The sequence below is a fragment of the Candidatus Diapherotrites archaeon genome (assembly GCA_030688545.1).
Classification (GTDB): domain Archaea; phylum Iainarchaeota; class Iainarchaeia; order Iainarchaeales; family VGJJ01; genus VGJJ01.
Window position 1 is genome coordinate 173856 of record JAUYHT010000006.1, and the last position, 15672, is coordinate 189527.

Below are 15672 nucleotides of genomic sequence, written 5' to 3' on the forward strand. Positions count from 1 at the left end.
CCCTTTCCTCTTCCTTCCAATTGAAACCATCGATTATTACCCACAGTCAACCCACGTCGCGGGCGCCACATACGCATCATTAGGGAGCAGGTCAATGGTCATGATCCTCCCTGTTTCGTTCTCAGAATCCTGACCCACCGTGATGGCATAGCTCTGCCCCTTCTCGAATACCAATTCTTGCGTCACCGCATCCAACACATTATTCGATCCCGTCTGGAGCGTTATTTTGTTCTCTATTTCCTTCGTCAGCATGCTCCGGTAGGCGAAATACCCCGCCACATTCCCCGCGCCCCCGCACACCAAACCTTGTCCCACGGCTTTGGTGATTTTCCCTGCTTTCGTCTGGAAATATTTGGAGGGGATTTTGAACGATTTGGCTTTTTCCAAAGATTCGCTCGCCAGACGGGAAACATCGCTCGCGTGGTGTTTGAACACCTCATCCGGATATGGGGACGCGTATCCCGTTCTCAACGCCTTCCTAAGGGAAGTTGTTTCCTTGTCAATTTGCGTGATACGGTCCAACACTTGCCCTTTCAGGGCATCCATTTCCGCTTTATTGAATCCCGGTTTGCCCTCATAAGCAGTAATGAGGTTATCGAATTTTTGGGCCGCATTATTTTGGATGGACGCGAAATTCCGGATCTGTTTCGCCCACTGGTCGGCCTCTACCACTGGAATGGTAGCGATTCGGGCAGGCTGTCGTACGCCGCCAGCCGGGGTGGGTGGAATGGTTAAATCCTTGAACCGTTCCATGTAGCCGGCCGCTACTAGTTTATTCCCTTCGATGCGCGTGATGATCTGTCGTTGGGTCTGTTCGATGAATGCCAAGTCAGTTTCTTTGATGAGATTAGTGGGATCCCCCACGCTCACCTTGCGCACGGGTTTCCATAGATTCTTGGGAACCGATGTCAGAGTTCCAAAGGCGGCTCCCGCGGCCGCGGGTTCGTTTTCCTCATCGATGTCAAAGGCAAAGTCGGTTCCTTCGCGCAACGCATTAACAGGATATCCCGCGATGTCGGCAGGGGTCTCCAAAAAGGTTCCATCCGCCTGTTCCTGGTGCACCGAAAACCATCCCGCCGCGCCCCCGGCGCCGCAGGATACGGCACAGTCGATGGCGCCCGCAGCCAGCGTCGTCCCCCCAAATATGAGACCGGCGCCCAATTGGCACGCCCCGCAGGTGATGGCGCAGGTGGCTCCGAAGGATAGGAGAGAGGCATCTTGGCGTTGACGCAAGGCTGCTTCATACACCGGGTTGTCAATGGCTTTGATCCCTTGCCCCGCATAACTCACATAGGATTCTCCCAACCCGCGTGTGGCGCTCAACTGCTGGGTCACCTGCTGAATGGTTTTCTGGGATTGATCTTCCGTCCAATCCACTGTTCCATGCCACGTCCCATCCCCTTTCTGCAAGGCTTTGGATAGCAATTGTTCCGGGGTCTGCGTGCAGGTACGGAGTTCGATTGAAAGGGGATCGGCGCGCACCCCGTCCAATGTCCGCGTAGCGATGCTTTCCACTTTCACCCGGTCGGCGCGCTGTTGGATGCGCGGATCGGTTTGGCCGCAGAGGAGCACCTCTTTCCGGTATACTTGTCCATTGGGATCGAAACCCAATTCGTATTCCGCTCCATAGGTAATAATATTAGTGGGTCGCTCAGATAATGCTTCTTCCGCCCCTCCGGTTTCATACAGATTCAATTCCGTGAGCCCCGGAATAGTGGTTCCATTGGGGTTGAGGGTATAGGAAACATTGCTCTTGATGTCCGACCTGGATTCTAAGGTGCAGCACGCGAGGGAAGAGCGGACCGCCAATCCGTTCACATTCGATGCTCCCGGGGAACACCCCTCATACGTGAACGCCCCCACGTCCTTGATGGAGAAGATGCGCCACGTCTGCAAATCGGGAGTAACACACCCATTCACATTACTCCCAAGGGAAGTGAGTATTTGCCCCACTTCCGAGATGACTTCTTTGGGCACATTTCCCTGGGTTCGTTTGACCGTCGTGAGGATGCGTTTGGGATCATTTCCTGTCGTAGTGGGATCCAGAGTGAGTTCCACTACACTCTCAGTTAGGTTCCCGATGCGCAAATCCAGGTGATTGCTTCCCGTGCGGAGGGCATACCTGTTCGGGCTCCCGAATACGGTGTCAGCCAACCATTCCCCTTGCGTGCGAAGCTCATCCGAGGATGTCACCATCCCCAAAAGGGTGTTCCGGTTGTTGTTGAAAGTAAGCGTCCCATCGCGGGGAAGAAAGTTAGCCGCATTAGTAATGGTGTCCTGGCATTCGGCGGTTTTCCGGTAAGTCACATGGGCCACCCCCACATTGATGTGGTTGGGTTGCAGTTGGTTGGCGGCCACCTCCACTCCCCCCATTAACGTAAGGGTGTATTGTCCGCATCCCTGGAGGGGCGGGATGAATACCAATCCCCCTAATCCCGTGCCGAGGCGTGAACGGAATACCTCTTCGGGATTCTCTCCTTGCAATCCCGGGTTGAGTTGCGCCTGCATCCCTTTGAGGCGGGGGTATTTTTCTCCCTGCATGGCATAGTTCATGATTTCAGGAGAAACGATGTCATGTTGCAAATACAGATCGAATGTCAGATTTTGTATGCCTAATTGGGGAAAAGTGCAATACCTCTGCGTCAAATCGCACCCCGTGAATTGGGAGGCATCATTCTTTTTTCCCTGCATGAGTTGGACGGTTTTGGAAATCTGTTGTTCGATGGTTTTGGATAAGAAATTGGCCGCCTGTTCGGCATCGCAGTATGCTTGCGTGCATTCATCCTTTTGGGCCACCACGGGGAATCGCACATCAATAGTGCCCCCGCCGCATAAGGGCACAGGGATAGCATTCGTTGAGAGTCCTTGCTCCAGTTCGTTCTCCCCAATGCGAATATCGATGAGGAGTGGATTGCTCGCCACGCCCCTTTGGGATAGGACTTGGATTCCTTCCACCTGGATGGATACTGTTTGACGGGTGGGGGTTTGTTTGGTGAGGAACAAGTGATAGGTTGCTTCCGCATCCTTCTCAATTATTTCATCTCCCGATTGAAGGGGGTTGATATCCAGCCCATTCGTCCCCACCGTTGAGGGAGTGATGCGGGTGATGCGCACGGGCTCGAGGCAGGTGTTGCGAATAGTGAATGGTTTGGATATCGTCCCGCTCAAAGTGGAGGAGGCAAACAGAATGGGGGTGTCCAAAGCGCTTATTTCAAGGCACGAGCTGGTTCCCGTTTGGATGGAAATGTCCACCCTCCGGAGGAGGATGCGTTTGCCTTCCACGATCCCTGAAATGACAATGGTCCGCGGAGGATTTTTTTCAGGGACGCGCGTCAGCTCCCCCACCAGATTTAAGGGGGGTTGCATCGTCTGACCGGGGGCTAATGTAACCCCTGTTCCTCGAGGAGCGATTTGAATGGCGCCTTCTAATTTCAATGCCAAACCAGGAATTGTTTCCCCCTCGATCTGGGCCTGCACCCCAAAAATGGGGACGCTCCCAATATTGGTGAGGGGAATAATGGCCCGGTCCGAGGCGGGTTGGTTGTCTTTCTGGATGAGAGTAAGTTCAACGCTCGCGGGAGCCTGCACCGCGGCCTGCCTATCCCAGAAATTGATTTCCAATGGCAGGCTCGCCGCGACTTGAGGGGCGCGGAAGGCCAAAGTATAGGTCAATGGGGACTTGGGATATCCCATCCCCACCTGGTAAGGAGAGGCCCTTCCCGCATACCCACTCATTCCAAACGCAGGATTCATCCCCGAAAATCCATCCCCATACCCATATCCCCCAAACCCGGTGTTGGCTTGGCGGAGCAACTCATTCGTGATGGAGATATCCACGGCCTTCTTTTGCCCATTTTTCAAAACCAATCCGGAGTCCACGGCTGCAATACGCAGCCCATCCACCTGCAAACTCCCATCCGGCGCAAGTATACTCGGCACCACATTCAATTCCTGGCCACAATTGTTAGTCACTTCCACACTCACCCGCTTGAGTTCGGGATTTGAATAATAGCCGCTCGCCTCATACCCATAGGCATTTGTTCCCGCGGCATTGTACACCTCGGTGTTGGGCGCGCCATACAATCCATAAGGGGAAATAGCGGGGTTCGTTTGGAAACCCCCAGCCCCCCCATACAAGGATCCGAAGGGCTGGGATTCCCCCATGAGGAGCACGGATAGTTTCTGCTTGTTGAACGCCAGGCACGCAGGATCAAGGGCCGGGTTGTAGGTGATGGAGAGTTGCGTATTTCCCCCGAGCACATGACCATTTAATACTTCTCCCTGCACGCGCAACGCGGTCGTTCCATGATGGCTACTTTGGGTGTCCGTCCCGGTGTAGGTCGCGCTTACTTGGATGATGGCACTCCCATTCGGGGGAATGGACGCAGGGGGAACAAATTCCATTTGGAGGGAGGTGGGAAATCCCTCGAATGGGACAAAGGTGCCGGTGATATTTGTGATGGGGTGCGGGGTGTTGTTGCGCACGCTAATATTTTGAGTGACCTTGGTCTGCCCAAAAGGAATAGCTATCGCCACTTTCTCTTCCAACTGAAGAGGGTTGCTAATTCCAATAGCCACACTCTCTTCAAATCGTTCAAACCCGGGAACATCTATTTTTACCGCATAAATGCCTGGGGCGAGGCGGTTAGCCAAAAGATATCCCCCGTTTTCTCCATTCTGGGGAAGATTGCGTCCTTTGGTGGAGATGGCCATTTTTCCTTTGGCATCTTGGAGGGAAATGAACGCATTGGTTATGGGATTTCCTTGTTCATCCTGCACGGTAATGCGGATTCCCTCTTCCAAGGGGATTTCCCTATCCAGTTGCACCTGCAACACGCGAGGATTGGTAAGAGTAATGGGAATCTCGCGCGACCAGGCGGTTTGACTCGTGACCAGGTTCACCTGGATACTTGTCTCCCCCTCCCCTTGAGTCACGAAATGGGCGCGGGCCTTTCCGGGGGAGGAAACAGAGAAAGTGGGCAGTGGGATAGAAATATTGGTTTCACGCACACCATCGCTATCCAACTTCCCGAAGGGGGGGACTTCTCCTTTGGTGAAGAACAGCAGGGGATCCGTGGCACTCGTACTCATACGGATGGTCGCGGAAGCAGTAGTGGCGAGCGGCACCAATCCGGGAGTGGTTGGGGAAGAAGCCGCGGCCCCAGTTGAAGTAGGGGGCGGGAGCATCTCCACGTGAAGGGCATACGTCTTTCCCGTGACGCCTCGAAACCCTCCTATTTCATACTCCCGATTGTTTTCATCCACGAAAAAAAGAGTCGCACACACATCCCCCGTGCAGAAGGGGAGGCGCGGGTAGATGGGAATGGGAATCGTGCGCGTGTCCGCATACAATCCTGATTTGGCGGGGGTGAAAGGCGCACTACCTAATCCGTCATCCGTGGGAGTGCGTTGGACTCCTCCCTCTCCTTCCAAGGAAGCCCGGTACTGCAGTTCCTGTGTCCCTGTGGGGATGCCCGCGCGCGCGGCGAGGCGCACATCGAAGATATGCGTGCCGGCTGGGTTATCAAGCGTGACCTCTATCCACTTATTGAAGCTACCCGCTTTCCCGCGCTGGGCCCGGTCTTTGGGTTCGTTCCCGGGGGGAGGATTAGGGGAATAGGTTTTCCCATATTCTATTTTGGTCGCATCCCCATTTAGACCGGTGATGCCTATGAATTGCGAGTCGATGGAAGTAATCGTGTCGCTGCCCGCGCGCACGTGAAACACTCCTTTCTTCCCGGGAGGAAAACGGACCTCAAACCGAGCGAATCCTTCGTGATCGGGGGCCAAACCCGGGATGGTATTTCCCCCGGCGTCAACCAATCCCAGGAATGTGATAGATGGCGCGTCCCCGACAGATGTAGTTTCCCCGATGACCACATCTATGTTCTCACTCCCATCCAATGTGAGGGTTTGGGAAAACGTATTCCCTTGGGCATCCCGGGTGCGGAGATTCACCACGCGATTTCCCAATACATCCACATTCACAAACCCATCCCCAACTTCTCCCGTGAACAAAACCTCTCCGGCTTGGGATGTGAAAGTAGCCTCTCCCTGAAAGGGCGCCCCCGTTGGCAGGCGCAGGTTGAAACGAATCTCATTAAGCCCATTCGTCAATGATAATGTGATTTTGTTGAGTCCCGCGGCGATGGTCACCTCTTCATTGTCAACGACATCCCCTTTGGCCGCTTCCACGAGGAGTGTTTTTCCGATAGGCACGCGCAGGGTGAAGCTTCCCCCCGCGTCCGCGCGCTGTTCATAAACATAGGGCAGCCACCCCCCTCCCTCCTTCTCCCACACCGTGAACACCGCATCATTAGCGGCCTTCCCATTCGCATGGCTCACGAACACCACGAGCGTCCCGGATTGCTCGGTGGTGATGGCATTCAGGAAAAGGGCAAGGGTTTTCTTCCCCTCCGAGGCGGGCAAATCATCCCATAATACCGGAGTACGCAATGGGAAATAATTAGGGTGGAAGGCCAGCACCCAATATGCGCGGGTTTGATTCAGCCCAGGGAATTCCGCGTCTCCCGAGAAAGAAGAAGAGAGGTCAGCCAATTTCTGGTTGTTAGCATCCAGAAGAAGAAGTTGCACGTTCGTAAGAGGATTGTTATTCCCCTGATTGCGGGTGGTGACAACAAGTGAAATTCCCCCACTCCCAAGGGAGGCAATGATGGTTTCTTCCTGGTTGCGCAGGGTGAGCCCATTCCCATTGGCGGTATTGGTTGAGAACCCGAGATACCCTTCTTTCTCAACCCGCACCCGAATAACCGTGCCCTTGGGAATGGTTTCAGAATGTTGCCCACTGGATGAAAGGATGTCCGTGTAGGTGGCCCCACTCGCAGCGTCCTCGATGACAATGCGCACATCCCCCAATAGGATTTTGGTTTGCGCATCAATGGCTTTCACCAAAACAGTGCTGGTCCCGCTCCGGGCATCCGCCTTGGGCGAGAGTTCTTTTATTTTGGTATCCGTTCCCGTGAATGTGATGATGTCCACGAGGTCCTCGTAATTGTTGGCTTTCAGGGTGAGGGATATGGCTTTGTTGAGAGGGGCGTTCAATAATGCCACCCCTTCCGCGTTAGTCGTAGTCGTCAATGGAAATTCATTCCCCGTCCACGTGGCAGATACCACGACCCCAGGGATAGGCGTCTGCGTCTCCTTGTCCACTATTTTTAATTTACCTACAATGGCTTCGTTATCCCCTTGAAGGATGATGCGTAGCCCGGTGTTGGTGCTGAGCAATGTGGCTTCGTTCGACTCATACCCTTGTTTCCGCGCCTGCACGGTAAGCACCGCTTGAGGGGATATTCCTTCTAACAAAATAGTTTGTCCATCCGAAGCCGTGAGTTCCTTGATAATATTCCCCTGCTCGTCAACGATCTGCAGCGAGGCGTTGCGCAAACTTTCCCCCGTATGGTCGCGGAGTTGAAGGGTAAAAGAAATATCCTGCGTCGTGGGAGTAGTGACCAGGTAAGCCAAACCCCCGATCAGCAGAACGAAAAGAGCCAGCGTCACGGGCAATGCGGGAATACCCTTGCTCTCCAAGGCATCATTGTACGCCCACGGAAAACCGATTCCCTTTTCCTCGAAAAAATCCAGGACACCATAATAGGCATCCTCCAGTTTCACGTAAAGGTTCCCCAACCCCGCGCTCAAACCCATAGCAATCCCACCCATCAAACCACGGGAATTTATAAAGGGCCGTTTTCGTCCGGCCGCACCGAGGGACGTGGGAGGTCATTGACCTCCCAGCGGCCGGAACAATTTGTTTCATTCCAATGTCCACTTTTCAACCAGGGCCGTTTTCGACCGGCCGCACCGAGGGACGAGGGGGATTTACAATCCCCCGGCGGCCGCTACGACCCATTTATCGCCAAGATAAAGAAAAACACGTTCGCCCGGCCGCACCGAACCCGGGGTATCTACGAAACCCCTGAAGAAAAGATATAGATTAACTCGTCCGGCTGCTCCGAAGGATGAGGGGAATTCTGTAAACCTCTGGAAATGACTTCCTCCGCGGCCTAAAGGCCGGGGTATCCATGCAGAGCTAGAACGTCAATCGGCTCGCGTGATCGCTCGCCCAACAATGGGCGACGAATGTCGCCGGCCAGTTTCGGAACCTTTTTCATAAAAGGTTCATCAAAAGCATTTTGATCGAACTTTTTTCAAAAGTTCGGCTGGCCGCTGCGATTTTGATCAACCTTTTCTTAAAAGGTTGAGGGCGAGGTATCCACCTTTTTCGCCGGCCTTTTTTCTAAAAAGGCCGAATGACTTCCTCCGCGGCCTAAAGGCCGGGGTATCCATGTAGAGCTAGAACGTCAATCGGCTCGCGCAATCGCTCGCCAAAAACTAGGCGACGAATGTCGCCCTGAAGGGCGAGGCATATCACCTTTTTCGCCGGCCTTCATCGTAAACACCTTTTTCCGCCAACGCTTTTTCCAGCGGAAAAAGGGTTGTTACGATGCCCGCAAAACATGGTTTTGCTTGGTTTTCTAAAAAGGCCGAGTTAGACCTTCTGGATTAGGCTCACGATAATCAATAGGATGGCGATGACCAACAGCACGTGGATTATTCCTCCAATACTGGGCAGGCCGATGAATCCTAGGAGCCAGAGAACCAAAATGACGATGGCAATAGTTTGAAGTGTGTTCATAGGAAGAACCTCCTCACCACCCATTCGGTGCTTCAAGAATATATATGGTTACTTTCCCCATTTCCTTATTTGACCTCTTTGGAGGGTTTTTCAGGTCATTTTCAGGATTTCAACTGTCCTCACACCCATCCCTTGGCGTGAACCCTTTTTTTTATCAGGGGGAAATGGATCCATCCGGCATAGATGAGGGCGAACCCCATGATTAATACGATTCGGAAAAGCACATCATGCGTGAATGTGGCAAACGCCAAAGAGGTGTGTTGGATCTGCATGATGGTGAGGATAATGCGGGTGAGATTGAGAATGAACAGCAAAGCGATTCCAACCACCAACCCCCTCACACGAGATCCCCATGGTTTCGTAGGCGTCGCGAGAATGGCGGCCCCTAACAATATCATTTCGAGCAAGCCTGAGCATAAGGGGGATATTTCAATGAGCGCATTTCCCGAATAGAATTGGATGGGATCCTCCGTCGCCCGGGTGATAATACCTAATGATTCCACTCCCCCCCGCGCCAGGTTGGCGAGGAGGGATTGCAGATACATTTCAAATGGCGCGAGGAGAATCCAAAACCCTCCCGCGATAAGTCCCATTTTTCCAAGGAATGGAAGGGCATCCCTCCACTTAGTTCGATGAGTGTCGGCGGAGGGGGCCTGCATCATTATAAAGGAAAAGCGATTGCCCTTGATAAATCAGGTCGTCCCCATGAAAAAACGAACCACGGCTTTCAAGAATACCAATCACGACTTGCTGTCGCCAGGCGCCATTCTCTTGCGTGCCCTCGGAATTGCGACGCACATCCCCTTGCTTACCGCGCAAGCCATGATCATCATCCTCACGCTCTTGGCATTAGCCATGTTCACTGTGTTCATGGGTGTCGCCGCGCTCGGCACAGCATTGGTGTTGGGTTTCCCCGGAGTGGGAGCGGCCGCCATTGGATTAGCGTTAATCATCTGGGTGATAGGAATTATTGGCATCAATGCGTTTGCCAATGGAATCCAATATCACATCACCATGCAGACCATTTCCAAAAAACCCATTGACATCAGCCTGGCGTGGAAACTATCCTCTGCCCGCGTGGGGGATGCCTTCGTCCTCCAGAGTATTCTCCTCATCTTCTTCCTAATTCTTTTAGGACTGGCGTTCCTTCCCATCCTGGTGAGCCTTCCATCCATTTCGACTGTTTTGGCGAATCCCCTCCAAATGGGATTGATGATCGGCCCCCTCTTTCTAGGTCTCTTTGCCGTGCTGATTATTTTATCCCCTTTCCTCATGCTCTTCCTCCCCATCGTGTTTTTCGAGGATGCGCATCCCGGGGAAGTCATCGAACGGGCCAGGAAGTACGTGAAAGGGAATTATTGGAGCATTCTCCTGGTGCTCGCTGGCCTGGTATTCATCAATATCTTCGTTTCCATGATTGCTGATTTCTTCTCGGGAACAATGACCCTTCCCTTTGATAAGAACCAGCGCGTCCTCCTTTTTGTGGGCGTGGTAATTCTTTCTTTCATTGTTCAAGCTATTGCCACATTGTATGCCACCACCTTCTCAGTGGTAACCCAAACGCTTTTGTACCTCAAAGTGGGAAAACCCCCAGAGAAAGTCACCTTCATCACCAGGGGCGCGGTATCGTATGCCCTTTCCCGCGTGGCCGGGGATTCCAAATCCACATTTTCCCTACCTGCTTCCTCCCGGACACCCAAATGGAAAACCCCCAAGCGCAAGACTAAATCGAGATGAAGTTCTTTTTGTCAATTTCCCATTCTGAATTGTCCAGATCGCCGATAAAATCGATTAATCTAATTCCCCAGTCTTTTTTCACCCATAACCCATTTTAACCCCCGAATGCTTTTCCGGCCGTATGATGGTTAAAAGAGCATCCCGCCCGTTGGAGGCAGATTCCCTATGAAGATTGGCGGTTTTGAAGTTGGCCCGTACGCGGTGAAGGAGTCCGGGGGAAAGAAGCACCTCATTTATGCGTGCAAGGATTGCGTGTATGGCGCGTCCCTCGCGGACGATCCGCATTGCCGATTCCACATCTTAACCATTCTTCAGAAAGTCGAAGCCGACCTCATCGTTCTCGCGGATGTGTATGAGCGGGTCTATGATGAGAAGCAAACAGTAGAGTGGAAAGAGATCGCCGACCTCATTGGGTATTTCCGTTCCGCGGAGCTGTGGGCCTACTCCCATTTAGGGGACGCGGACACGGAGAGCGAGGCAGAGTTCGGGGCGCGCCATGATGAAGTGATGCAGATCACGTATGAGGTGCTCTCCTTCGATCCCATCAAGGCCTATCTCAAACTCCTCGCCGCCGTCAAGCGGGAGACCATGAAAAGCAAGCAGGGGAGCGGTTCCAAGGTATACCTGCAGACCCTCCAGGATATCCGCCAAGGGTTCGAAAAAACAGCCCTCATCCGGCGCACGAAGGAATATTTAGTCAAACTTGAGAGCATCCCTAATTCCACGGAGTTGTACCGTCATTTCTATGAGGCGGAGATCAAACCCTCCTTCATTGGCTCGCGCCTCATGTTCGGTCAGGAGATTGAGAATTTCGAGCTGATCGATGAGTATGCGGTGGCCAAATCGAATGTCCAGATTTTCAACCACCCCCATAAAGTGGCTAAACTCTATTTCGTGAATCCCCCCGAGTATTCTTTATCCCCTGAAAAATATTTTCTTCTCTCCAAGACCAAAGAAGTGGTCTCCGGCTACAATCCAGGGCGAAGCGGCCTCTCGGACGCGGCGGCGACCCGCACTTATTTCGTACGGGTGTACCAGGCCACCATCCGAGATTTGGCCAAACGCAATAACATCCATCTCGCCCCCGAGGAAGTGGAGGAATTGGCGGAAATTGTTTCCAGGTACACCGTGGGGTATGGTATCCTGGAAGTACTATTGGGCGACCGGAAGATCACCGACATTTTCTTAGATTCCCCCATCGGGAGCAAACCCGTGTACATTGTGCACGCGGATTATGGGCATTGCTTGACCAATATTCTTTACACCGAAAACGAAGCGGAAGCCTTCGTCTCCAAGCTCCGTGCCATGTCTGGAAGGCCCTTCGATGAGGCCCACCCCGTGCTTGATTTCGATCTCCAGGGTCAGGAAACCCGTGTCGCGGTTATTGGAAAGCCTTTGGCCCCGGATGGCACGGCCTTCGCATTCCGTCTGCACAAAACAACCCCCTGGACACTGGAGCAATACATCGACAACAAATTCATCTCTCCCTTAGCCGCGGGCATGCTCTCATTCTTCATAGATAACAAAGCCACTATGCTCGTGACGGGCTCCCGGGGGGCGGGAAAAACCTCCCTTTTGGGGGCGATGATGCTTGAGATTTTACCCAATGCCCGCATCATCGTTCAGGAAGACACGCTCGAGCTCCCCGTGCCCTACATGAAGGACATCGGGTTCAATGTGCAACGGTTGAAAACGCGCTCCCCCATTGGGGTGAGCCAGAGCGACTCCGAGGTGTCCCCGGAGGAGGCCTTGCGCACCGCCTTACGTTTGGGTGATTCCGCCCTCGTTTTGGGGGAAGTGCGCTCGGAGGAAGCGCGTGTGCTGTATGAGGCCATGCGCGTGGGGGCCGCGGGCAATACCGTTTTGGGAACCATCCATGCTGATTCTGCATATTCAGTGTGGGATCGCGTGGTGAATGATCTCAAAGTTCCCACCACGAGCTTCAAGGCCACCGATTTAGTTGTTGTAGCCCGACCCATACGGTTTTCAGGATCATTGAAATCCCATCGCCGCTTGACTCAAATTACCGAGGTCAAGAAGCACTGGACCAAAGACCCGGATCAGGAAGGGGGGTTGCTGGACCTCATGCTCTATGATGCGCGCATGGATAACCTGGAACTCCTCGAGGATCATTTGAAGGAGAGCGAGCTCTTCGAGCGCGTGCGTCGCCTCTCAGGATTGACCCTCAACCAGATGTGGGAAGATATTCGCATGAATGCCAACGCCAAACTGCACATGGTGGAGCTCAAGAATAGACATTCCATTCCGGAGCTATTAGAGGCCGAATACACCGCGCCCGCCCGGAGCAAATTAGCTCTAATGAAAGACGAGCAGATTCAGCTCCAGGGGAAGCCGGATTATCCCAAACTATTAAATGAATGGAAGGAGTGGGTGGAGAAGAACACCGTTACTGCGGTGCTCCGCAAACGCAAGCAGCGCCAAGAGGAACAAGAGGAGGAATGATATGGTTCGACCGGGTGGAAAAAGATGGAAGCGTCGGTCCAAAAAAAAACCTACAAAGTACAGTAGCAAAAAAGGCAGAGAACATTTGGAAGAAAAAGAAAAACGCGCCAGATTAGAAAATTTAGCTGAACAGCGGGAACAAATATCTGAAAGAGGCCGATTACAGAAGATTAGTGAGCTTACCAATAGACTTCCACACATTTCTACCATGAACAAAAGAGAATTGGAGAAGGCGCGGCGGCAGTTCATAGCCGATAGGCGGATTCCAATAGAAATACGGGATATATTAAAAAAAATGACAACTGAAGAATTCAGACCATGGTGGATCCAGCATACTCATAATCGTATCCGGAGGCTTAAGGAATTGAATAACTAATTATGTATACAATAAATCACCCTAATCGTTTCCTATAAATACTGCATCCCGGTTCATGGACCATGCCCCCTCGTTTCGCCGCGCGGCATGCTCCGGGCGCCCCTCCCTCTTCCCAGGCAGCGTTTCGCCCCCCCTCCATCGGCAAGATGTACCGTGACATCCCATCGGCATCGGATGCCCTATTCACCAAGGAAGACTTGTCCATTCCTCCTGAGCATTGGTTCCTCCGCTTCTGCCGGGACATGTATAAGCGGTTTCCCGGTTTCGGTGCCAATGCTAGTTTCACTCCCCCCTACCAGGAGGCCTTGGATTTTCTGGGTTGGAAACTGCGTCCGCACGAATTTGCAGCGGCCATCAAAGGGAGTGCCGTTCTCGTGATAGGCGGGGGTTTCATTCTCGCGGTTCTCCTTGGACTGGTGTTTGGCACAACTATTGGTCCCCTCTTGGGAGTGGATCCCCTCATCACCATCATCTACCTCTTCATCCCCTTCATCCTCCTCGGTATTTTAGCCGCGCATGGGGTGCAATCCTTCCCCCTCAAGGAGGCCCAGCGCGAGCAGATGCGCGCCCTCACTTATGTTCCTGATATGGTGGGCTATATGATCATGTCCATGAAACTCGTTCCCAATCTCGAGAAAGCCGTTGAGTTCGCGGCCGAACATGGAAAGGGACGCATTTCCTTTGAATTGAGGCGCATCATCTGGAATACGCAGTTGGGCATCTACAACACCATCGCCGAAGGATTGGATGATCTCGCTTACAAATGGGGAAAATATTCCACCGAATTCAAGCAGGCGTTGATGAATATTCGCGCGTCAGTATTGGAGAACACCGAGGCCAAGCGCTACCAATTGCTCGACAAGACCATGGAGGATGTCCTTGAAGGGGTGCAGGGAAAGATGGAGCAATATGCCCGCGAGCTTTCCCAACCGTCCACCGCCCTATTCTATATCGGTGTCCTCCTCCCCCTCATCCTCATCATCATTCTCCCGGTGGGAAGCGCCTTCTCGGGTTCCCCTTTGGCGCAGCCCTTCATCCTTTTCCTCATCTACAACATCGGCCTCCCTCTGTTAGTTATTTGGTTCGGGATGCAATTGCTGGCTACTCGCCCCCCCACGTATGTTCCCCCCACGATCCCGGATTCCTATCCGGGTCTTCCTCCCAAGAATATGGTAGAAGTGAACAAATCCCCCATGAACATTTGGGTGGTGGTTTTAGGCATCCTTCTCGTGGGGGGCGCTATTTCAGGTTACCTCCATTTCTATGGGTTGGGCCTCGGCGATCCCACGGAATCCGGGTCACTCTATTTCCTCCAGCCCGACAAGACATTGGAAACCGTTCTCTCGGGGGACCGGAAACCATTGGACTGGTTCGAGCCCGGGGGGTCGCGCGAACAGCAGCTAATTGAACAAGGGTTTTCAGCCGAGCGGGCCACGCAAATAGTCAGCACCGAGAAAGCCCGCTTTTTCGCCCAGGTCGAAAACGATGTCACCCCCACCAATCTTATTTTCGGTCTGCTCATCACGTTTTCGTTTGCCATTTCTTCTTTCGTGGAATTAACCACGAATGCCAAGCGGCGGATCCAGAAAAAATTCATGGTGATGGAATCCGAATTCAAGGACTCATTGTACGTATTGGCCTCCCGCCTCGGGGAAAATAAACCCATCGAGGACGCCCTCCGCCATACGCAGACTTTTCTCCCCAACAATTCCGTTTCCCAAGAGGTTTTCGGCAAAACGGTGGACAACATTCACGTTTTAGGAATGCCCCTCGAGGCCGCGGTGTTCGACCCCGCCTACGGGAGTTTGAAACACAATCCCTCCCGCATGATCACCACCTCGATGAAGATTGCCATCGATTCGGTGCAGTTGGGAGTGGGAGTCGCGGCCCGGACGCTTGTATCATTATCCCGACAACTTGCCAATTCCGAGCGCGTGAGCAAGATGCTCACCATTTTGATTAAAGACATCACGGGCACCATGAAGTTGGTTTCGGTGTATATTGCCCCCATCGTTTTGGGCATCACCACGTCCCTCCAGAGAATCGTGGTCGTTACGCTCGTCAGTATCAACGCCACCTCCGCCGAATCCCAACCCCCTCCCAATCTCGCGGGAAGCATCCCGGGGTTCGACAGCTTCGGCTCGACGGACATAACCTCTTTTATCAAGCCGGACGTCATCGCCTCACTGGCAACACCGGGGGATTTCATGATCATCGTGGCAGTATATGTCATCGAACTGGTGCTCATCATGAACTATTTCATCACCCTCATAGAGGAGAACAATGAACTCTCCGCCCGGCGCCACGCGGCCCGCGCCCTCCCCATCGCAGTCATCCTCTTCGTGGCGAGCGCCATCCTGTCCAATATATTAGTGGCCGGTAACTTCGGCTAAAACTTTTTGGGAAAAAGTTTTATCAAAAAACGAAAAAAAAGAAGGAA

Annotated in this window: 7 protein-coding genes; 4 read left to right on the forward strand and 3 right to left on the reverse strand. The window is 53.0% G+C overall.

What is annotated here, in order from left to right; translation table 11 throughout:
- Nucleotides 1-36: 36 nt before the first annotated feature.
- The 3 genes from Q8P05_03735 to Q8P05_03745 all read right to left on the reverse strand — a co-directional run bounded on the left by Q8P05_03735 (nt 37) and on the right by Q8P05_03745 (nt 9318).
- Complete coding sequence (locus tag Q8P05_03735; GenBank protein ID MDP2666585.1) at nt 37-7680, reverse strand: carboxypeptidase-like regulatory domain-containing protein; 7644 nt, start codon at nt 7678-7680, stop codon at nt 37-39.
- 829 nt (nt 7681-8509) lie between these two features.
- Entirely contained in the window at nt 8510-8656 is a 147-nt protein-coding gene (locus Q8P05_03740) for a lmo0937 family membrane protein (GenBank protein ID MDP2666586.1), read from the reverse strand.
- Between the two features lie 119 nt (nt 8657-8775).
- On the reverse strand, nt 8776-9318 hold the full coding sequence (locus tag Q8P05_03745) for an exosortase/archaeosortase family protein (GenBank protein ID MDP2666587.1): 543 nt from the start codon (nt 9316-9318) through the stop codon (nt 8776-8778).
- A gap of 43 nt (nt 9319-9361) precedes the next feature.
- Between Q8P05_03745 and Q8P05_03750 the strand changes: the two genes are divergently transcribed.
- From Q8P05_03750 to Q8P05_03765, 4 genes are all read left to right on the forward strand, one after another.
- Nucleotides 9362-10393 carry a hypothetical protein gene (locus tag Q8P05_03750; protein MDP2666588.1) on the forward strand — a complete coding sequence of 344 codons (1032 nt, stop codon included), beginning with the start codon at nt 9362-9364 and terminating at the stop codon, nt 10391-10393.
- Between the two features lie 165 nt (nt 10394-10558).
- Nucleotides 10559-12856, forward strand: a complete 2298-nt coding sequence (locus Q8P05_03755) for a type II/IV secretion system ATPase subunit (protein ID MDP2666589.1) — start codon at nt 10559-10561, stop codon at nt 12854-12856.
- Between the two features lies 1 nt (nt 12857).
- Nucleotides 12858-13232, forward strand: a complete 375-nt coding sequence (locus tag Q8P05_03760) for a hypothetical protein (GenBank protein MDP2666590.1) — start codon at nt 12858-12860, stop codon at nt 13230-13232.
- 62 nt (nt 13233-13294) lie between these two features.
- Nucleotides 13295-15625 carry a hypothetical protein gene (locus Q8P05_03765; protein MDP2666591.1) on the forward strand — a complete coding sequence of 777 codons (2331 nt, stop codon included), beginning with the start codon at nt 13295-13297 and terminating at the stop codon, nt 15623-15625.
- Nucleotides 15626-15672: the final 47 nt, after the last annotated feature.